The sequence below is a fragment of the Thiothrix fructosivorans genome, assembly GCF_017349355.1.
GTDB lineage: Bacteria > Pseudomonadota > Gammaproteobacteria > Thiotrichales > Thiotrichaceae > Thiothrix > Thiothrix fructosivorans.
On record NZ_JAFMPM010000008.1, the window covers coordinates 424,440 to 442,310 of the forward strand.

Genomic DNA, 17,871 nt, shown 5'->3' on the forward strand with positions numbered 1-17,871 from the left:
AGGTATTGCGTGAAACTGTTAAAAGTCTTTGGTCTGTTTCTCGTGCTGCACGTTGCGGCATGGGCAGGCGCACATACGTACTTGAGCCAGCATCAGCCGGATGTCTTGATCGTGGTCGATACGTCGTATGCGTTGAAACCACAATTTGCGGCGATGGAACGCTGGATTGCGCAGCGTGAAGCAACGACGCGTTACCAGCGCATCTTGGTGGGGACGGATAAAGCCTTGCTGGGTGAACTAGCCACCCTCAAATCCAAAGAGGCGATTTTCCGCACTGCGTTTGGGCGCATGAGTGCGGAAAATTTGCAACGTTACGAGGCGACCATCGCCCGTGAGAAAATCCTACTGTCGGATGGTAGTATTAAACCAGCAGGTTGGACGGTGGTCGCGTTTCCTTAGTCGCGGATGGCGTATCGTTTTGCTGCATCTTGCCGGAAAATAGGCTGGAAGCGAGGATCATGCCCGCGCCTAGCCATTCCTGCCAATCCATGCGTTCTTGGGTGAGCCAATACGCGGCGATGGCTGCCACCACCAATTCAAACAGGAAAATGACGTTGGATTGGCTGGCGGGAACGTGGGTGACACCAAATTGCACCGCATACGTCACGCTGCCAATCGCGACAGACAAGCCCAGTAACAACCAAACAGCCTCTCCCGTAAACACCACTAAGCCGCCCTGAAATGGCGCGAACACTAAGCCGACCGCCGTTAGCGTGGTGACACCTAGCCAGACGGCTAAGGTTTTCGCGCCATTACTCATGTCTGTGCCTAAATAACGCCCCGCCACAATGCTGAGTGCAAAGGTTACGCCTGCCGATAAACCGAACCATTCCGCCCGATTCGCAGGCAACGGTAGCTTGCCATCCGGTTGCCATAGCATCACCAATGCACCGCCCAGCGAGAGCGCAATCACTGCCCAGCCAAGGCGATTCAGGCGTTCCCCCAGCAAGAACCACGCGAACAACACCGTCCACAATGGTGACAGGTAAAACAGCAGCAAGACCCGCATGACTTCGCCTTCCAACGCGCCGAGCACGTAGCCAACATTGCTCCAGCCGGAGGTTATCCCCAAAATCAGTAGCCATAACCAATGCGCCCGCGCTTGCCACAAATCTTTGACATACCACCAACCGACCACGAGCGCGGGCAATAGGTAGGCAATGCACGTTGCCGTTAATCCGTCCACCCCCATGCTTTCTAACACGCGAAACGGATACCAAAACAAGCCCCACAGCGTCGAGGAATAAAACAGTGTGAGCAGCGCGAGCGTATGGTGTAAACGGGGTGATAGCATGAAACGTTTCCGGTGAATCGACAGACTATCCAGTTTACTGGAAAGCGGTGGCAGGTTTGACGTTATAATTGTTTTTGTGGCAAGCCACCCTCGAATTCATGAAAAACCCACCGGAAACCCTACGCTATGATGTTGTCCGCTGTCGTGCTGTTTGCGCAACTGCTGCAAGCTGAACCTGTGAGTACCGCGCCGCGTCCGCAATGGTGGGCGCAACCAGCGGCGGTGGTGGGCGTGCCCAATTTGCACAAGGTTAGCCACCACCTTTACCGTTCCGCCCAGCCCACGCCAGCGGGGTTTCAGGCATTGGATGCGCTAGGGGTGGAACAAGTGTTAAACCTGCGCCAATACCACAGCGACGCGGATGAAGCACGGGGTACGCCGCTGGCTTTACACCACATTCGCATCAATGCAGCGGATTTCGGGGAGCGTGAAATCCGTGATGCTTTGCAAGTGATTGCGGCGGCGCGTGAGCCAGTGCTGGTGCATTGTTTGCACGGTGCCGACCGCACGGGAACAGTGGTGGCGGTGTATCGGATGGTGTGCCAAGGCTGGAGCAAACCACAGGCGTTGGCTGAATTGATCGACGGCGGCTATGGTTATCATCGCCTGTTCGAGAATATCCCCGCGTTTTTGGAAACGTTGGATGTGGAAAAATTACGCGGGCAGGTGAGTGGCGTCGGCTGCCCTAAGGCTGAATATACACCAACGTATCCACACCCACCTGATCGAATAGCTCGATAATTTCGTCATTATTCATGCGGATGCAGCCGTGTGAGGCAGGCTTGCCTAAATTGCCTTCTTTATTCGTGCCGTGGAAATAAATGGCGCGATTAAACGTATCCACGTTGCCACCTTTATTTTTACCGCGCTCCAGACCATCCAAACGCAAGATGCGCGAGAGTACCAAGGCTTTGGTTTGGTACTGCGGTTTGGTGTAGATTTTAGCAACCGTGCCGGTTTGTTTTAAATGTTCGAAAATCATGCCGCGCTTGGCATTCCTACCGATTTTGGTGGCAATGCGGTGTGCACCTGCGGGTGTTTGGTTGCTTTCGGCGACTGCGCCCAAGCCTTTGGCAGCGGTGGAAATGGTGTAGCTGCGGATCAGTTTACCGTCGTAATACCAATACATTTGCTGCTCGCTGTTATCCACCAAAAACACGCCGTTGGCGTAATAGTCGGGGTATTGCGCCTGTAATTTCGCCAATGTAGCAGTGTGGTCTTGCGCCCACGCAGTTGGGGTTAGCAGTAATAGTGCCGAAGATAACAGCAGTCGGGTTAAGGTTTTCATGACAGTAATTTCTCCACAAAGGCGGGGACGATTTGGCTGGCTAAGCCGTTGATGGATCGGTGGAATATCTCGCTGTTGTTGCTGGGGTCGAGGTTTAGTTCCACGGTGTGTGCGCCGTTGTCGCGGGCGACTTCGACAAAGCCAGCGGCGGGGTAGACGTTGCCGGATGTGCCGATGGAGATGAATAAATCACAGTCGAGCAGGGCGGCTTCAATATCGCGCATGTATAAAGGCATTTCACCGAACCAAACGATATGGGGGCGCATTCCGCCGGTTTTGCCGCAGCTTTTGCAGGGCGTATGTGCGCCGATGTCTTCCTCACAACTATAACCCATGCCGCAATGGTTGCAGCGGATTTTGTTCAATTCGCCGTGCATGTGCAGCAAGTTGTCGCTGCCTGCGCGGTCGTGCAGGTCATCGACGTTTTGCGTGACGAGCAGCACTGAGCCGGAATGTTCGCGTTCTAGCCGTGCGAGGGCGTGGTGGGCGGCGTTGGGTTGTACGGTGGGGTCGAGCAATTGTCGCCGCCGTGTGTTGTAGAATTCGTGTACCAGCGCGGGGTTTTTGGCGAAACCTTGCGGGGTGGCGACTTCTTCGATGCGGTGGTTGTGCCACAAGCCGTCACTAGCGCGGAAGGTTTGGATACCGGATTCGGCGGAAATGCCCGCGCCGGTGAGGATGACGATGTTGGGGTAGTGGGTCATGGGGTGTACTCCGCATTCTTCAATGGATGTGCATGGGTTTCGGCGATGGCTATTTGCATAATGTCATCTTCTTGTTGCGCTGTCGTACCCGCTGATTCCTTGATCATATTGTCAAAGAAAGCATCGCGCCCAGCGGTGGTTGCCAGTGTTGGGTAGGCGGTTTGTAGTTGTGCCATTTTTCCTACGAAATCCTTCAATGCATCAGCAGGCAAGTTCAGTTTCGCGGCATTTTCGCGGCGAATTTTGTTGATGTCTTCAACAATGGGGTTTTGGATCATGCTGTACCTCCTAATTCTTCGGGTGAACAAGGCATATCTTAACATTTTATTGCATCACTCCGAATTTACCCCTCACCCTCCCCCCATAAACAGCACCCGATCCAGCAAGGTTTGCGCCCGTGACACCATGTTTTGACGGCTGAAACGCCCGTTTTCGCGTTTCATGCCATTGATCAGATCGACAATTTGCCAGCCCAAGGTCAAGTTTGCGGTTAAATTCCTGCTTCAACGGGGCTGGTTTCGTCTTTGGCTTGTGTCCAAGACCAGCGCCGTCCCCTCGACAGGCAGACACCGTGGAACTCACGGCGTAATTGGCTAAGTTAATAGCCGCATTCACTTCTCGGTCGTGTTCTGTGCCGCAATACGGGCAAGTCCACTTCCGCACGGATAAGGGTAATTTGTCTAACTTATGACCACAAGCGGGATGGGAACACGTCTTGCTGGAGGCAAAAAAACGGTCTGCCACCACCACTACACTGCCCCGCATGTCCGCCTTGTATTCCAGTTGCCGCCGGAACTCGAAAAAGCCCATGTCACTGATGGAACAGGATAAATGGCGGTTTTTCACCATGTCCGCTACATTCAAGTCTTCGATGCCGATCAGTGAAAAACGGCGCGTTAAATCGGTGGTGAGTGGGTGTAAACAATCTTTGCGAATGTTGGCTATCCGTGCATGAAGTTTTGCCAATTTCGCCTTGCGCGACAGGCTGTGCGAGAGCCGTTGTAGGCGCGAAAGTAAGGCTTTATGCGGCTTTGCCCCTGTTATCACCTCATGCCGAAGAACACCCAGCTTCTGTGCTACAATCTGGGCATGAAAACGAAACTTCCCTACGGTCTGAGCAACTTCAAAGATGTCATCCTCGGTGGCTACACCTACGTGGATAAAACCACGTATATTACCCAGTTTGAAGACAGCGGCAAATATAATATTCTGCTGCGCCCACGCCGTTTTGGAAAAAGTCTGCTGCTCTCGGCGATGGAATATTACTACGATAGCCATTACGCCGCAGACTTCGACAGCCTTTTCAGCAATCTCTACATTGGCAAATATCCCACGCCGATGAAAAGTGGCTACAGCGTACTGTTCATGGAATTCAGCGGCATTTCCACTGCAAGCTATGCCGATGTTTACCGTGCCTTCAATACCAAGGTTGAACTGGCACTGCAACGCTTTTTAGAGCGTTATGATTATCCTGCCAACGACTCAGCGAGTATTGCCGCGTACAGTTCGCCGCATGAAAAAATGGAAGCCTTTTTCAAGATTGCCGAAGGGCAAAAAATCCTCTTCTTGATCGACGAATACGACCATTTTGCCAACAGCATCCTTGCCGATGATTTGCAGCAATTTCAAGATATTGTGGGCAAAGGCGGATTTGTGCGTAGCTTCTATGAGACGATCAAAACCGCCACTCAGCGCGGTATTGTTGATCGGCTATTCATTACGGGTGTTACCCCGATCATGCTTGATAGCATGACCAGTGGCTTTAATATTGGTGAAAATGTTTCCCTGAGGGAAGAATTTAATGAGGCAATGGGTTTTACCCGTGCCGAAGTAATCCACCTGTTGCAACCTTTGGTGGAAAGCTGTGGCTTAGACTGTGATCAATTAATGGTAGATATCACCGATTGGTACAACGGCTATCGCTTCCACATTAATGCGGCTGAAACCGTCTACAACGCCAATATGGTGCTGTATTTCATCAAAAACTTTGACTACAAACGCTGCGCCTACCCACGCAAAATGCTGGATGCCAATATCGCTTCCGATTACGGTAAATTGCTGGGATTATTCAGTATCGGTAATCGTGATGAGAATTTCGCGGTGCTGGATGAGTTGCTCACCACGGGGCAGGTGGTGGCGCAACAAGCGGAAAAATTTGATTTCGACAAGGGTTTTGAGCGCGATGATTTCATTAGCCTGCTGGCGTACATGGGCTTCGCCTCGCTGCACGGCGAAACCTTGTCGGGCGAGGTGTTTGTCATTCCCAACCATGTGATGCGCGAATTGTATTTCCAATACTTTAAAGTGGAATTGGAACGCCGCAACCAGATTTCTATTCCCGACCGTGCGGTATTGCAAGCGGTGGAGGTGTTGGCGTTGCGCAATGACATCCAACCGCTGATCGCTGAATTGACGCGGGTATTGCAATTGCTATCTAACCGCGATTCCATGTGGCTGGATGAAGAACACATTAAGACGATTTTGCTGGCATTGCTGTATCAATCGTCGGCGTATTTCATTCAGAGCGAGCGGGAAATGAACCGTCGTTATCCTGACATTTTGCTGCTGGAACGCAGCCCCTTTAAGGTCAATTACCAGCATTTGATCGAGTTGAAATACAGCAAAAAAGGCGATAAGGACAAAGGTTGGGAAGCCAAGCGACTGGAGGGCATTGAGCAAGTGCAGGGATACTTGCAACTGCCCGCCATTGCCGCACTCCCCAAACTCAGCGCGTGGGTGGTGTTGACGGATGGGGAGCGCGTGGCGGTGGAGCGTATTACTGACTCACAGCCCGCCGGACATCACTAGCAATCCAAAAAACGGCGCAAGCACAATCCCACCGAGCACTGCCGTCACGCCATCCGCCGCCAATGTCAGCGGGGTCAGAGCGATTTTCGCCGCAGTATCCGCCACACCATCCGGCGCAACCACTGTCAATTCATACGGTTGGCGGAAGAATGCGGTTTGCGGCACTTTCACGCTGCCAGCCAGATAGCGCGTTCCCTGAATATTTGCGTTGTATGTCAAGGTATTTCCTTGCTGGCTGAAACCGCGTTGAGTGAGAAATTGATGTTCCGCTACGGTGAGTTTCCCGACATCGGCTGACAACGTGTAGCTACCGCTTACACCTTGCCCCGCATTCACGGTGAACTGGTTGAAGGTTGGGTTGAGTTTGGTGCGACCATTCCATTGCAACACCGATTTCAGCGGCTCATTCAGTGGGAATATGAAATGGTGTTCTTCGCCAGCCACCACTAGCGTGGACTTATCTTGTGTAATCAGGAAGCTGTTGATCTTTTCAGTGCTCACATTTTTGCTCGAATGCAAGGCGTGTGTGGCACAGCCGACGCTAGCAAAGCTCAGCACGGCAAGAAGCAGGTAACGGAATAAATGGCGCATGGTGTTCCCTCTGATGACTTGATTGATGATGGGAGCATCATGCACCATTCGCTACGCAGCAGAAAGCATCATGTAGTTAAGTAGCGAATTGCGATACTTAAAGGCGTATTATTCGCGCTGTTAAGAAATACACCTGAGACGTTTCCCAGATACTTTAGAAAGCTGATTAACCATTTGTCTGGAATTTTATAGCATTTGTCACATCTCAATCGTGTGCGACTCCATTAACTGTCGTTAGTCTACTAGTGTCTCTTGTAGACAAGCGGTCTATGTAATTTTAGCCAATGATGGAGTCATGAATATGGAGTATTCTACCAGCACACTACTTTCGAGATATGGACAAAGTAATAATGAAAGATCAGCAATAACAACGAACCAAACCAAGGTGGATACTCACCCTTTAGGTATCGATTTCCTTGGTTCTGATCAGAATTTACTGGGGAATTTGGCAAATGAATTCTTGGGGGATAATATCAGGTAGTTACGTCGTTATGGCAGATGATAGCGTACCTGAAAATAGTGACGTTTCGACTGATGCGAATGTTACTAGCCGTTATACTGGAAACTCCTGCAATTCAGAGGGCTGTAGCGGGTGCATTTGCAGGCTCATGCGGAGCACTAGCTGGGGCAGTGACAGGGGCGGCATATGGTATGATAGGCGGCGTAGTGAGTGGTGGTGTTGCCCACGAACTTGGGTGTAATTAATCCTAATTTATTGATGTTGGCAAATTCCACTAAGGATAACGATATTATGAAGACTATTTTATTACGTGCTACCCTTTTTGCTTTGTCTGCATCTATAGCTTGGTCGATTGGTATGCCCCTCGTTTGGGGGCATTATCCAGCTTTCGGTACATTGCTAAATTTTCAGTCGAGCCTGATGTGTGCGGTGATTACCTTTTTCCTCGTCGTTCTGTTCGAGTATGCGTTTCGTAATCGCAAACAGTAAGGTCATTCCGCCAACCGAATCAAATCCTTGCCCATCACAATCTTCTGCTGCTTGTACAGCAAGCCGATAGCGCGTTTGAAATGCGCCTTGCTCACCTGAAATTCGCGGTAAATGTCTTCGGGTGAGCTTTTATCGGTAAAGGTCGATGTGCCACCCCGCGCTTGCAAATGATCGAGAATCTTCTGCGCTACCGCATCCTGCACCACCGGGCTAGGCAATTGCAGGATCAAGTCGATTTTTTTGTCGGGGCGAATCGCTTTGATGTAACCCTGTACCCGTTGTCCGACTCGTAGCGGTTGGAACACTTCATTGGCATATAACAAGCCAAGGTGTGTTGCTTCAATTACCGCTTTGTAACCCAGTTCGGTGCGCTCATAAATCATCAATTCCACTGGCTGACGCGGGGTGAAGTCGCTGCTGAATTCGTTGAGGAATAAATCCAAGCGCGAGGAGGCGACGATGGTTTCGGTGAGATCATCGACGTACACACACACCACATACGACTGGCCTTCCTGCATCAGTGTTGCTTGTTCCTTGCGTGGCACGAGCAAATCTTTGGGTAAGCCCCAATCCAAAAACGCACCGAAACGGTTCACTGCGACCACTTTCAAGCAAGCCACTTCGCCGACTTGTGCCAGCGGGGTTTCGGTGGTCGCAATCAAACGGTCTTCCGAATCCAAATAGATGAACACGTTTATCCAGCTTTCGGGTTGGCAATCTTTCGGTACGTAGCGTTTGGGGAGCAAGATTTCGCCGTAATTTCCGCCGTCGACATACACCCCGAAACCAGTGGTTTTGGTGACACGCAGCAAGTTGAATTTGCCAATTTTTAACATGAGAGAGTCCTTTGGTTGCTGCCATTGATGGGGCGGGGCTAAAGCGGGATTCTAGCACCAAAATGTTTGATTCAACGTAGCAACACATCACCAATCTTGATCACCTGTTTTTCACCAATGGTTAGCGTGGCATTTTGCCCAAAGTACGCGCCGTTGAGGTGTGGGTAAGGGTTCATCGCAGTGAGGGTTTTTAGCGGTTCTTTCGGGTTGCTGATCACGCCGGTTTGCTGATCAACCGTGGTGGTTTTACAGCGTTGGCAAGGCTTGCGGATGGTAAAGCGGTAAGCTTTAGTCACAGCGCTGAGGGCTTCACAACGATCTTCGCCAAACGCTTCGATGCCGCTGATGACGATATTGGGGCGGAAACGTGTCATGGGGACGGGGCTTGCACCATGCGCTACGAGTTGTTCATTCAGGGCTTGCAGCGAGGCTTCCGACACGATCAAAAACGGGTAGCCGTCAGAAAAGGCGGTGTCGGCAGGGTCGCCGTGCATGTAATTGGGGTCAACGTGGCGGGTGAAATCGTCGGCAAACCGCACGAGGCGCAAGTCGCCGCTTTGCCATTGCCCCAGCACTTGCGTGAGCCATTGCGTGGCGGCATCACCTTCATCATCGGCGGGGCAGTGGTCGCGCCAGACGACGACTTCAATACGTTGGGCAGGTTTAGGCTGTAAGGCAATAGTCAGCGGTGGCAAGGTGTCGTGCGTCAGGATCAGCGCGTCCGCCGTCAACTGCACGCGAATTTGTGCCATCTTGGGCAGTTGGCGTTGGGTGAGAAAATGCCCGTTGGCATCGACGACCATCCATTGCCGATCAAACGCCAAGCCTTGTGTGGTCAGTGTTGCCTGTTGCAGCGGGATGCCTTGCAGGGATTTAACGGGGTAAATAGTCAGGCTGCTAATCGTGATCATGAATTTATCTCTCCTTAATGCGCGGGATTAATCACGCCGTATACTGCCATGTCGTGATATACGCCGTTCTTGAGGACTTCTTCACGCAAGATTGCTTCGTGCTGCATCCCTGCTTTTTGCATCACACGCCCTGAGGCGGGGTTGCTGACGAAATGCCGCGCGACGATCTTGTGCAAGTCGAGCACGTCAAAGCCGTAGCGGATCACGGCGCAGACAGCTTCTGTGCAATAACCGTTGCCCCAGTAGGGAACGCCGACCCAATAGCCGAGTTCGGCGCGTTTGTTGGTGCGGTGTGTGCTGAGGCTGATCGTGCCGACTAGATTGCCACTTGCCTGAGCAATGATGGCGAGGGTGACGTGTTGGTTGGTGTAAAACTGGTGGGCGTGGAGGGCAATCCAGCGTTCTGCCATGCCTTCTTCATATGGGTGAGGGATGTTGGAGGTGAAGCGGGCGATTTCGTAATCGCTGGCGAGGGCGTGAATTTGCGCCGCATCCGCGAGCACAAAGGGGCGTAACTGCAAGCGTGCGGTGGTGAGGGTGGGTAGGTGTAGCATTTTAATTACCATTGCGCATGAACATGGTCATCGTGTCGCGCTGCACGGCAACCTTGAAATTTGACATTGGCAGCTTGAACGCCTAGCCGCGTTTGTAAATGCGGTTCTAACAACACTTTCTGCGTATCCGCCGCCAGTAATTGTAGCAGGGTACGGGTACGCACCGCATCCATTTCATACGCTGCATAGCGTGGTTGCAACCAGTCGAAATCCCAACGTAAATGGCTGGGTTTGCCTAAACACGCTGCTTCTTTCGGGTGTTGTGGCTGTTCGTAGCACCAGTACCCCAGCCATGAGGGTGAGGCATTTAACGGTTCGTGGGTGTCTTTTCGCTGGTAAAAAAACGCCAAATCTACTTTGCGCCCATCGTTGTGGCTCAAATGCGGTAGCAAGGGAAAGCCGTTCAGAAACGGGAAGTTAGCATCCAAATAACGCACCGTGCTATCGGGGTGAACCTCCCGAACTTGCCGTGCTACCGTGAGTAAGCGGGTTTGAGTGGCGGGTGTTACGTAATTGCGCATCAGTAGGCAATAACCAACATTGGCAGCTTGCAACGGGGCGACATCGCTGGCAAAGCACGGCAGTGGCACTCTGCCATTCCATTGCGCCAGCGTGGGTACGAAGCTGAAGACCGACAGGGTATAAATCAGCAGGAATGCCGCGCCGCGTAGCCCTGTTTGCTGCCAGCGTGATGGGCGACGGATCAGGCGTAACACGGGCAAACTTAGCCACCCAATAATGCCGCCGAGCTGGGTGAGGGCGGTCAGGGCGAGAAAAATCAGTAGGTGGGTGAGGTGTTTCATGGCTTGCTCCATAGGCTTAATTTCCTCCATGAAGCATGGCGCGTTTTGCGCCGATAAATACACGATACGCAGGATGTTGCGCAATATTTTCCAGCCGCTCCATCACCGGGTAGCCGTTGTCTTTGGCAAGGTGGATAGCCTGCCCATCGCCGATATACACCCCAACGTGTGCCCCGTAAGGATCGGGTGTTTTGTTCCACAACAGCAAATCGCCCCACGTCAATTCCGTGACCCGGTAAGTATGGGTTGTGTCTTCCCACAATTCGCGGGAACGTAAATCTGGGACGCTGAAGCTGTTATGGCGTAGGAGTTCGTAGGCAAATTGCTGACAATTGGCTCCGCCTTCCAGCCCGTTGGTGTTCGGCGAACCGGGGTAGTGTGCGCCGTTGTAACGGATGGTCAGGAAATGGGGAGGGATAACAAATATCGAGGCAGTAGGCTGCGTCATATTATTCATTTGCGTATTCCGATTTTTCATAGCCGGTGGTTGCGCTGTCGAGCCAGATGGCGGCAATGCCGAGGAAATACAATAAAATTAACAATGAAATGATTTGAACCTATTGCCGCCAAAATCAGTACAAAAAGTAAAACCAGTAGTGTTTCCATAATCAGCGACTCGGCGGGCAAAAACCCAGAAAATCCGGTTTAGGGCAACTCGGCTCAACCCCTTTCCACTGCTGGCAATGCCCGAACGCATCTGCTTTTTCGCAATCCGGGTGCGGTGTGGCGCAGGCATTCAGCCCCAGCAGGCACAGCCAGAGCAGTAAGTGTTTTTCGTGGCGTTTCATCGTGATTCCTCCGTCACTGTTATAAGCATGGATTTTGGATTCGAGTCTGCAAAGCCGCTATCGGTTCAAGTGATCCATCCACCAGACCACGAAACACCCCGCCGCATACATCAGCACATCGGTAAAACTAAAACTTGTCCCCACCACCACCCGCGCCCAGCCGGTCAGTTGCAGCACATCAGCAATCCTAAAATATTGCACCACTTCCACGATCACCGAGAATGTAAAGATGCCGATTGCCAGCCGTTGCGAGTCAAAGTCGTACAGCGCTTTTGCCATGCAATACAGCAAAATCACCACCAAGAAATCGCCGAAATAAGCGCGGATAAAGTGATTGCCATTGAGTTTAGTGGCGATGATTACCTCGACGATGAATAAGGTGAGTGCCGCCAGTGCGTAATGTTTCTTAGTCATACTGCCTATTATTATCCGTGTGAAGACTCCGCCAGTGTAGGAGACTGATTTGCAAAACCCGTGCAGTCAATAAGGAAAATCGCTATCCTTTGTGCATGAAAAAACTCCTCATCCTCCTGCTGATTTCAGTACTGGGTAACGTCGGTTTGCTGTGGTTTGCCCAGCACCAATACCAAGACACGAATACTATGCGCCTTGACCCTTTGCAGTTAAGCCTTTACGCCGACCCTGTTCCTGGCAAAACGGCGGGGCAGCAGCGGGTGGTATTTTTCGGCGATTCACGCGCCTTAAGTTGGTCTGCGCCGGAGATGGCGAATGTCGAATTCATCAATCGCGGCATTGGCAACCAAACCTCCGAACAAATCCGCCTACGCTTTGCACAGCATGTTCAACCCTTGCAAGCGGATGTCGTGATTCTGCAACTCTGTGTGAATGATCTGAAAGCTATCGCGCTGTTTCCGCAGCGGCGTGATGCCATCGTCGCGCAATGCAAGCGCAACCTGCAAGACATTATCACGCAAGCGCGGCAAAGCGGCAGCAAGGTATTACTGACGACCGTATTTCCCTTGGGCAAAGTGCCACTCGAACGCGCTTTGTTCTGGTCGGATGCGATTGCACCTGCCATCCAAGAGGTGAACCAGTTTATAGCAGCACAGGCAGGCGATGGCGTGATGGTGTTGGATGTGTTTGCGGTACTGCAAGGTGAAAATGGCAAGATCAAACCGGAATACAGTCGCGATTTATTGCATCTGAATTCACAGGGCTATGCGGTGCTTAACCAACATCTGACGGCGGCGCTGGTTGGCTTTGCAACAAAAGACGTTCCCTGACTCTGGCCTTCACGCTATTCACCAGCGGAAGCAGCAGCAATAACACCCCACCCGGTAGCGCGATTGCCAGCAGGAACAGCAGGATTTTGGGAGAAAGTTGGATATTCATATTGGGTTCGCCTCCGTTACCAGCCGTAAGAATGCCATCAGGGCTTCACTCAGTGCTGCAAATTCCTTGCCAAAATCACCCTGTGTCCCCCTTTGTTTATTGAGGTACAGAATATGACAAATGTTTGCAGGAATGGTGCAGAGGATTAAGATTTGCTGTGTATTAAAAACTCACGAGGGCTTGCCATGATGACCACTAAACACGCTGTTTTCAGCCTACTATTGTGCGGCTGTACTGCCGCCGTTGCTAACGATTCCACTGCTACGCTGGGGGCGGGGGGGATTGAATTCACGAAAAATGCGTCGATTGCGATGGAGCAGGAAGACTTGTTTATCAGCACTGAGCAGATTCGGGTGAAATACATTTTCCGCAATAACAGTGCGCAAGACATCACCACGCGGGTCGCGTTCCCCGTGCCAGAATTCCCCGAAAATCCCGACGGCGATATTGCGATGGATACGCACTCGGATAACCCGCTGCTGTTTGCGGTGCAAGTCGATGACCAGCCGAAAACCTTTGCAACCGAAGTGAAAAAAAACGACGGGCAAGTCAAGCTGACGCACCATTGGATGCAAACCTTTCCCGCTGGCAAAGCCTTGGTCGTCAGTCACCAATACCGCCCCGTGGTGGGCGGCGAAGCCGGTTTTTGGTTTGAGGGGGAAGAACGCGCTACCCGCATCAAAAACTACTGTATCGAGCCGGATTTGCTGAAGTGGATTAAGCAAAACCACCAGCCCGATAAAGGCAAACACCTGTCGCCGCATTTTGTGGATTACATCCTCACCACGGGTGCGAATTGGCAAGGTGCAATCGGTAAGTTTCGCCTCACCCTGCAAAAGCAAACCGCCAACGAGCGCGTCACTTTTTGCGGCGAGGGTTTGCAGAAAGTGGATGCGAAAACGTTTGTGATGGAAAAGACTAACTTTGTGCCACAAACCGATTTACGCATCCTGTTTTTACAACCGAATTTACTTTGAGTTATAACGATGCCGTTATTGCCGCTGCGTCGGTTTTAAGCCGCTGGCGATTTTGAAATTCGATGCGCTCAGGGCGAGTTCTTCGTCTGCCATCATGCGTTCGTAGTCGATGCTGATATTGGTGGGGAAGCCGTATTGCGGGTCGTAGGTGACGCTCAAGCTGGCGGCGTTACGGTCGATGGCATCGTGGATTTTCAGGAACAGGTCGTCGATGGTTAATGCGCTGGCTTGGCGGTCAGCAGGTAGGGGTGTGCCGTCGGGCAAGACCGTGGCTTGCTGAACTTTGCCTCGGAAGACGCGGATTTCGATAGGTTTGCGAACTTCTGGTGTGCAGAAACACGAGCGTTGCAGGGTGTAGGCGTAGTGTATGGGTCTGATTTGTTGCCATTTGGCTTCAGCCGCTTGTAACTGGCGGGCGGCTTCGCTCAAGCCCGTGGCGGCGTTGATGCGGGTAACATCTGCAACGCCGAGGGTGCGGCGACTGGTTTCAGTATTGGCGATGCCGCCGTACATGATGGCGATGTCGCCGGGGGTGAGTTGGCGGTCGGCGTTCTGATCGAGGACGTTGACGGTAAACGCGCTGCTGGGGGTTAGCCCTAACAGAGTGCGTAAGTTGGTTTGCTGGTTGGCGTTCAGTGTTAGGCTTTGGGGTGTCACGGGTGGCGTGGCGACGCAGGCGCTGAGTGATAAAGCGGCAAACAGTGTGGCAGTGAGCAGTTTCAAGGGATTTTCCTCGCGTGACGGTGGGTTATATCTGTTTGACCTGTTTGTGGCGGGGTGGTTGCATGATTGCTTGAAATGAGTGGTGGCAACTCACGCTTCGAGTGGGGCGGGCAACCAGTGCTTTGTCTGCCATGTCCGCTTTTTTGGCGAGGGTGATGGCTGGGGTCATGGGTTAATGTCCTTCGCGATAGTGTCCATTGGCGGAATGGTACAGGCTATAAGGTTTATTCTACAATTAGCAAGAACGGATACTCTGCCCAGAATAATCAAGGAACACGCTATGCACCTCGCCATTCTCACTGCTATTGTGGTTGCCACTTTTACTTTCCTGATTGTCAGGTCGCTGCGTCGCTCCAAGCAGGCTGAGCTTTCTGATAACCGTAGCCAGCATGAAGCCTTCGTCAATGCCGACGAATTCGACGAAATGGTGTTGGAAACTTCCCACAAGACACCCGTGATGGTCGATTTCTATGCCGAATGGTGCGGCCCTTGCCGGAATCTGACCCCGTTATTGGCTAAATTTGCCGACGATTACCAAGGCGCGTTTCTGCTGGCGAAAGTGGACGTGGACAAGAATGAACAACTGAGCCACCGCTTCGGCATCCGCGCCATGCCAACGGTGCTGCTGTTCCGGGATGGGGAATGCGTGGAACGTTTTATGGGGGCAAAACTTCCGCATAGCATCCAGTACATCCTGACGAAACATCGGATTCATGAGCCGAAGGCGGCATCAAGCCAGAACGATGCGCAGGAATAGCAGCGCAAATACGCCCGTCAATGCCCACTTCAGTGCGGCGCATGTTGCCGCCAGCATGACCACGGTGGTGGGTAAATCGGCCAGTTGTTTCAGCAGGTACATTTCCAGCACATTTTCACCGACATCCAGTACGCCCGCTAGGGGCAATGCCCAGCGAGCCAGCGTAACCAGTGCCGCTGGCAAACTTGCGAATAGCCTTGACCCTGCCCACAGATAACCGGACAAGGCATACGCGGCAATGAAGAGGAAGTCGAGCGGGAAATGGTTGGCGAAGGCTTGTTGCTGATCCGCTGTCCATTGGCTGAGGATGCTGCGGAAAGCGTCCGGGGTGGATGCTAACTGCAAGCTCATGACTTCGCTGGTAGATGGCATGGGGGGCAACTTTATTAGCACCAGCAGCGTGAGTGCCAGCAACAGGGTCAACCAGCGTAGCCATGTGAGGGTTTTGGTGACGGGGTAGTTCATGTTTTCAGGAGCTTTTCAATTTTGGTGTGGATGCCACTTTGGACGCTGCCCCAAAATTTGTCGGCGGAAGACCAGTCTTCCAACGGATTGGCGTTTTCCTTGGTCGGTACGGTCAAATGCCCTAAACGTGCCTGCCAATGGGTGTGGCGGATAATGACGGGTGCAACGGGTATACCTTCTTTCTCATGGCGTTCCAACGCAATCGGCAATTCAACCCGGCAACTGTAGCGTTCGGGGTCAAGAAAATCGGGGCTGACCAGCAAGAGAATCAGGTCGGCACTGCGTAGTTCAGGCAGGATTTGGTCGTTCACGCCTTCGCCTGCATCCATCAGATGGTCGCTCCAGATGTCGAGTTTGACTTGGTGTTTGAGGGCTTCTTTGATTAAGCGTAGGTGTTTTTCCAGCGTGAGTTTGTGGTCGCGGTCTACGCGGGAGTAGGAGATGAACAGCTTGAGGGTTTTAGTGGGTTCAATTGGGTCGAGGCGTGAACTGAAGTTCTCCTCTGCTGCTTTGAATTCAGGCAAGGCTGCGCGGTTGGTTTTACCTTGTTGCAGGAATTCTTGATAGCGGCGGTGTGGGCTGATTTCGCTCACCAGTTTGCGTAAGGCGTATACCAAGGGAGCAAGCTGGTTGCCGCGCAAGTGGAAGTTGAGTTGTCCTTGGGTGGATTGTTGTTTGTCGCGGTAGGTGCATTCGAGCAATACCTGCCCGTATTCGGTGTTGCAGAAAATGCCAGTGCGCCACGGTTCGCCCTGATAGGTTTCACCTAGGCGCAGAATGATACGTTCGATAATGCTGCGGTGGAGGAAGGGGTATACGATGTCGAGTTTCCAGTCATCTGCACGGGTATTGCCCCACACGGTTTTGGCAGTACTGGATTCCGGTAACAGTGCTGGAATGATGAATATTCGGTCAGCAAATGGCGTGTCATGCTTGCGATTGGGTTCGTAGCAGATTCCGCAGTTACGCATGAAGTCGAGATAGATATTCCGCTCAATTTCATCCACCTCAGACCAAACTATTTTCGCATGTCTGCCTTTGAAATGTCCTTTTAGATCATCTTCAATAAAACTGCGTTGGTCATCAGGGTCAAATATACGGTATACGGCTTTAATCACCCAATCTTGGTTGAGGATAATTTGATCTTGGAATGCACCTTCCTGATAAAACAGTACGCCTGTTTTGTGTAGATAGCCGACGAACCATTCAGCGTGATCTATGCCTGCCTTGATGCAAAGCTGTTTGAAATGCGTGAAAGGGATGGTGTTCTGGTCGAGTTGCTTTAACTCGTGTTGTACCTGTAGCCATGAGGTTGGTAATTCCAAGCAAACTTTGTGTTTCAGTTCTTCAATCACCGATTCGATAGCACCACGCAAGGTAGGCATACCGCGATATTGCATCGCTGATATTTTCACTTCCTGACGAATTTGTTTAATACCGGGCATATCTTCTGTCAGTTCAGCGGGTCTTGTGGGTAAACGGTCAGAGCGGTCAATCTGGTTCTTGACGATAATGACTTGGCTATTGGGGGCTAAGTCATGAATCAACTCCAGCCAATAGCTGACTGGGTGACGGGTTTCGTCTGGATGTTCTTCGGTTTCTTCTGCCCACAGCAACAAGTAGAGGCAATCGTCAGATAGGAACAGGCGGTGGGTGGCGTGATAGATTTCTTGTCCGCCAAAATCCCATAGTTGTAAGGTGACAGGTTTCTCTTCACTATCCAATGCTTGCTGGATTTCTTTGATAATAATGCCGTGGGTGGATTTGAACGATTCGCTGGAGGCGCGTTTGCGTTCCAGTGCATAAGCCAGAGTGGTTTTGCCGACTCGACCATTGCCGACTAGCTGGACTTTGAGTTGCCGTTGTTTCTCTGAGCCGTTGGCTAAATCTAGCCAGTAGTTCCTAAGGTTTTCCTCGCAGGCTTCATGCTCATTACTTCCTAATAACGCTGAAGGAATCCCGCATACTGGATTGCGGTACAAACAAAGAGCCTCCATTTGTCCTGAGAGAATAAAATCTTGAATTGGTAACAAATGGCGAATTTGGTTGTAGCTACAGTAAAGCGATCGC

Annotated in this window: 23 protein-coding genes; 6 read left to right on the forward strand and 17 right to left on the reverse strand. The window is 51.8% G+C overall.

Going from position 1 to position 17,871, the window contains the following annotated elements:
- Positions 1 to 9 precede the first annotated feature (9 nt).
- Positions 10 to 399 carry a hypothetical protein gene (locus J1836_RS16295; protein ID WP_207252184.1) on the forward strand — a complete coding sequence of 130 codons (390 nt, stop codon included), beginning with the start codon at positions 10 to 12 and terminating at the stop codon, positions 397 to 399.
- On the opposite strand, the gene J1836_RS16300 is transcribed toward J1836_RS16295, so the two are convergent.
- On the reverse strand, positions 362 to 1,294 hold the full coding sequence (locus tag J1836_RS16300) for a DMT family transporter (RefSeq protein ID WP_207252185.1): 933 nt from the start codon (positions 1,292 to 1,294) through the stop codon (positions 362 to 364). The two genes, J1836_RS16295 and J1836_RS16300, sit on opposite strands and share 38 nt — an antisense overlap.
- 126 nt (positions 1,295 to 1,420) lie before the next feature.
- Here J1836_RS16300 and J1836_RS16305 point away from each other — a divergent pair, with 126 nt between their 5' ends.
- On the forward strand, positions 1,421 to 2,035 hold the full coding sequence (locus tag J1836_RS16305) for a tyrosine-protein phosphatase (RefSeq protein WP_207252186.1): 615 nt from the start codon (positions 1,421 to 1,423) through the stop codon (positions 2,033 to 2,035).
- Here J1836_RS16305 and J1836_RS16310 read toward each other — a convergent pair.
- From J1836_RS16310 to J1836_RS16325, 4 genes are read right to left on the reverse strand one after another with little or no spacing between them, the layout of a single operon-like run.
- The gene (locus tag J1836_RS16310) at positions 1,980 to 2,582 is read right to left on the reverse strand and encodes a L,D-transpeptidase (RefSeq protein WP_207252187.1); all 603 of its coding nucleotides are present in this window, start codon (positions 2,580 to 2,582) and stop codon (positions 1,980 to 1,982) included. The genes J1836_RS16305 and J1836_RS16310 overlap by 56 nt on opposite strands.
- The gene (cobB, locus tag J1836_RS16315) at positions 2,579 to 3,286 is read right to left on the reverse strand and encodes a Sir2 family NAD+-dependent deacetylase (RefSeq protein ID WP_207252188.1); all 708 of its coding nucleotides are present in this window, start codon (positions 3,284 to 3,286) and stop codon (positions 2,579 to 2,581) included. The genes J1836_RS16310 and cobB overlap by 4 nt, the downstream gene beginning before the upstream one ends.
- Positions 3,283 to 3,564, reverse strand: coding sequence for a hypothetical protein (locus tag J1836_RS16320; protein ID WP_207252189.1), 282 nt, complete (start codon positions 3,562 to 3,564; stop codon positions 3,283 to 3,285). The genes cobB and J1836_RS16320 overlap by 4 nt, the downstream gene beginning before the upstream one ends.
- Positions 3,565 to 3,610: 46 nt before the next feature.
- Positions 3,611 to 4,333, reverse strand: coding sequence for an RNA-guided endonuclease InsQ/TnpB family protein (locus J1836_RS16325; RefSeq protein WP_242632887.1), 723 nt, complete (start codon positions 4,331 to 4,333; stop codon positions 3,611 to 3,613).
- 42 nt (positions 4,334 to 4,375) lie between these two features.
- Here J1836_RS16325 and J1836_RS16330 point away from each other — a divergent pair, with 42 nt between their 5' ends.
- Entirely contained in the window at positions 4,376 to 6,094 is a 1,719-nt protein-coding gene (locus J1836_RS16330; protein ID WP_207252190.1) for an AAA family ATPase, read from the forward strand.
- Here J1836_RS16330 and J1836_RS16335 read toward each other — a convergent pair.
- The 8 genes from J1836_RS16335 to J1836_RS16370 form a co-directional block, all read right to left on the reverse strand.
- A complete protein-coding gene (locus tag J1836_RS16335) occupies positions 6,071 to 6,685 on the reverse strand; it encodes a hypothetical protein (protein WP_207252191.1) in 615 nt (204 codons plus the stop codon). The two genes, J1836_RS16330 and J1836_RS16335, sit on opposite strands and share 24 nt — an antisense overlap.
- A 951-nt stretch (positions 6,686 to 7,636) precedes the next feature.
- Positions 7,637 to 8,470 carry a CvfB family protein gene (locus J1836_RS16340; RefSeq protein WP_207252192.1) on the reverse strand — a complete coding sequence of 278 codons (834 nt, stop codon included), beginning with the start codon at positions 8,468 to 8,470 and terminating at the stop codon, positions 7,637 to 7,639.
- Positions 8,471 to 8,541: 71 nt separating this feature from the next.
- On the reverse strand, positions 8,542 to 9,381 hold the full coding sequence (locus tag J1836_RS16345) for an MOSC domain-containing protein (RefSeq protein ID WP_207252193.1): 840 nt from the start codon (positions 9,379 to 9,381) through the stop codon (positions 8,542 to 8,544).
- A gap of 14 nt (positions 9,382 to 9,395) precedes the next feature.
- Positions 9,396 to 9,935, reverse strand: a complete 540-nt coding sequence (locus J1836_RS16350; protein ID WP_207252194.1) for a GNAT family N-acetyltransferase — start codon at positions 9,933 to 9,935, stop codon at positions 9,396 to 9,398.
- Between the two features lie 5 nt (positions 9,936 to 9,940).
- Positions 9,941 to 10,738: a hypothetical protein gene (locus J1836_RS16355; RefSeq protein ID WP_207252195.1), complete on the reverse strand. Its 798-nt coding sequence runs from the start codon at positions 10,736 to 10,738 to the stop codon at positions 9,941 to 9,943.
- 16 nt (positions 10,739 to 10,754) lie between these two features.
- On the reverse strand, positions 10,755 to 11,195 hold the full coding sequence (locus tag J1836_RS16360; protein ID WP_207252196.1) for an NlpC/P60 family protein: 441 nt from the start codon (positions 11,193 to 11,195) through the stop codon (positions 10,755 to 10,757).
- A gap of 151 nt (positions 11,196 to 11,346) precedes the next feature.
- Positions 11,347 to 11,526 (reverse strand): hypothetical protein, encoded by a 180-nt coding sequence (locus J1836_RS16365; RefSeq protein WP_207252197.1) that lies wholly within the window; start codon positions 11,524 to 11,526, stop codon positions 11,347 to 11,349.
- Between the two features lie 57 nt (positions 11,527 to 11,583).
- Positions 11,584 to 11,940 (reverse strand): ribosomal maturation YjgA family protein, encoded by a 357-nt coding sequence (locus tag J1836_RS16370; RefSeq protein ID WP_207252198.1) that lies wholly within the window; start codon positions 11,938 to 11,940, stop codon positions 11,584 to 11,586.
- Positions 11,941 to 12,035: 95 nt separating this feature from the next.
- Here J1836_RS16370 and J1836_RS16375 point away from each other — a divergent pair, with 95 nt between their 5' ends.
- Positions 12,036 to 12,770, forward strand: a complete 735-nt coding sequence (locus tag J1836_RS16375) for an SGNH/GDSL hydrolase family protein (protein WP_207252199.1) — start codon at positions 12,036 to 12,038, stop codon at positions 12,768 to 12,770.
- Positions 12,771 to 13,064: 294 nt separating this feature from the next.
- Positions 13,065 to 13,856 (forward strand): DUF4424 family protein, encoded by a 792-nt coding sequence (locus J1836_RS16380; RefSeq protein WP_207252200.1) that lies wholly within the window; start codon positions 13,065 to 13,067, stop codon positions 13,854 to 13,856.
- Between the two features lie 15 nt (positions 13,857 to 13,871).
- On the opposite strand, the gene J1836_RS16385 is transcribed toward J1836_RS16380, so the two are convergent.
- The gene (locus J1836_RS16385) at positions 13,872 to 14,579 is read right to left on the reverse strand and encodes a DUF6174 domain-containing protein (protein WP_207252201.1); all 708 of its coding nucleotides are present in this window, start codon (positions 14,577 to 14,579) and stop codon (positions 13,872 to 13,874) included.
- Positions 14,580 to 14,604: 25 nt separating this feature from the next.
- Positions 14,605 to 14,748, reverse strand: a complete 144-nt coding sequence (locus J1836_RS16390; protein ID WP_207252202.1) for a hypothetical protein — start codon at positions 14,746 to 14,748, stop codon at positions 14,605 to 14,607.
- A gap of 111 nt (positions 14,749 to 14,859) precedes the next feature.
- On the opposite strand from J1836_RS16390, the gene trxA reads away from it, so the two are divergent.
- Entirely contained in the window at positions 14,860 to 15,336 is a 477-nt protein-coding gene (gene trxA, locus J1836_RS16395) for a thioredoxin (RefSeq protein WP_207252203.1), read from the forward strand.
- Here the strand turns inward: trxA and J1836_RS16400 are convergent.
- Both J1836_RS16400 and J1836_RS21640 read right to left on the reverse strand, forming a co-directional pair.
- Complete coding sequence (locus tag J1836_RS16400) at positions 15,310 to 15,801, reverse strand: hypothetical protein (RefSeq protein WP_207252204.1); 492 nt, start codon at positions 15,799 to 15,801, stop codon at positions 15,310 to 15,312. The genes trxA and J1836_RS16400 overlap by 27 nt on opposite strands.
- Positions 15,798 to 17,783, reverse strand: a complete 1,986-nt coding sequence (locus tag J1836_RS21640) for a COR domain-containing protein (RefSeq protein WP_242632968.1) — start codon at positions 17,781 to 17,783, stop codon at positions 15,798 to 15,800. Before J1836_RS21640 ends, J1836_RS16400 begins: the two co-directional genes overlap by 4 nt.
- Between the last annotated feature and the right edge of the window lie 88 nt (positions 17,784 to 17,871).

Coding starts and splice junctions, on each gene's coding strand:
- J1836_RS16300 (WP_207252185.1), bottom strand. CDS start 1,294: ATGCTATCACCCCGTTTACACCATACGCTCGCGCTGCTCACACTGTTT.
- J1836_RS16305 (WP_207252186.1), top strand. CDS start 1,421: ATGATGTTGTCCGCTGTCGTGCTGTTTGCGCAACTGCTGCAAGCTGAA.
- J1836_RS16310 (WP_207252187.1), bottom strand. CDS start 2,582: ATGAAAACCTTAACCCGACTGCTGTTATCTTCGGCACTATTACTGCTA.
- cobB (WP_207252188.1), bottom strand. CDS start 3,286: ATGACCCACTACCCCAACATCGTCATCCTCACCGGCGCGGGCATTTCC.
- J1836_RS16320 (WP_207252189.1), bottom strand. CDS start 3,564: ATGATCCAAAACCCCATTGTTGAAGACATCAACAAAATTCGCCGCGAA.
- J1836_RS16330 (WP_207252190.1), top strand. CDS start 4,376: ATGAAAACGAAACTTCCCTACGGTCTGAGCAACTTCAAAGATGTCATC.
- J1836_RS16335 (WP_207252191.1), bottom strand. CDS start 6,685: ATGCGCCATTTATTCCGTTACCTGCTTCTTGCCGTGCTGAGCTTTGCT.
- J1836_RS16340 (WP_207252192.1), bottom strand. CDS start 8,470: ATGTTAAAAATTGGCAAATTCAACTTGCTGCGTGTCACCAAAACCACT.
- J1836_RS16345 (WP_207252193.1), bottom strand. CDS start 9,381: ATGATCACGATTAGCAGCCTGACTATTTACCCCGTTAAATCCCTGCAA.
- J1836_RS16350 (WP_207252194.1), bottom strand. CDS start 9,935: ATGCTACACCTACCCACCCTCACCACCGCACGCTTGCAGTTACGCCCC.
- J1836_RS16355 (WP_207252195.1), bottom strand. CDS start 10,738: ATGAAACACCTCACCCACCTACTGATTTTTCTCGCCCTGACCGCCCTC.
- J1836_RS16360 (WP_207252196.1), bottom strand. CDS start 11,195: ATGAATAATATGACGCAGCCTACTGCCTCGATATTTGTTATCCCTCCC.
- J1836_RS16365 (WP_207252197.1), bottom strand. CDS start 11,526: ATGAAACGCCACGAAAAACACTTACTGCTCTGGCTGTGCCTGCTGGGG.
- J1836_RS16370 (WP_207252198.1), bottom strand. CDS start 11,940: ATGACTAAGAAACATTACGCACTGGCGGCACTCACCTTATTCATCGTC.
- J1836_RS16375 (WP_207252199.1), top strand. CDS start 12,036: ATGAAAAAACTCCTCATCCTCCTGCTGATTTCAGTACTGGGTAACGTC.
- J1836_RS16380 (WP_207252200.1), top strand. CDS start 13,065: ATGATGACCACTAAACACGCTGTTTTCAGCCTACTATTGTGCGGCTGT.
- J1836_RS16390 (WP_207252202.1), bottom strand. CDS start 14,748: ATGACCCCAGCCATCACCCTCGCCAAAAAAGCGGACATGGCAGACAAA.
- trxA (WP_207252203.1), top strand. CDS start 14,860: ATGCACCTCGCCATTCTCACTGCTATTGTGGTTGCCACTTTTACTTTC.
- J1836_RS16400 (WP_207252204.1), bottom strand. CDS start 15,801: ATGAACTACCCCGTCACCAAAACCCTCACATGGCTACGCTGGTTGACC.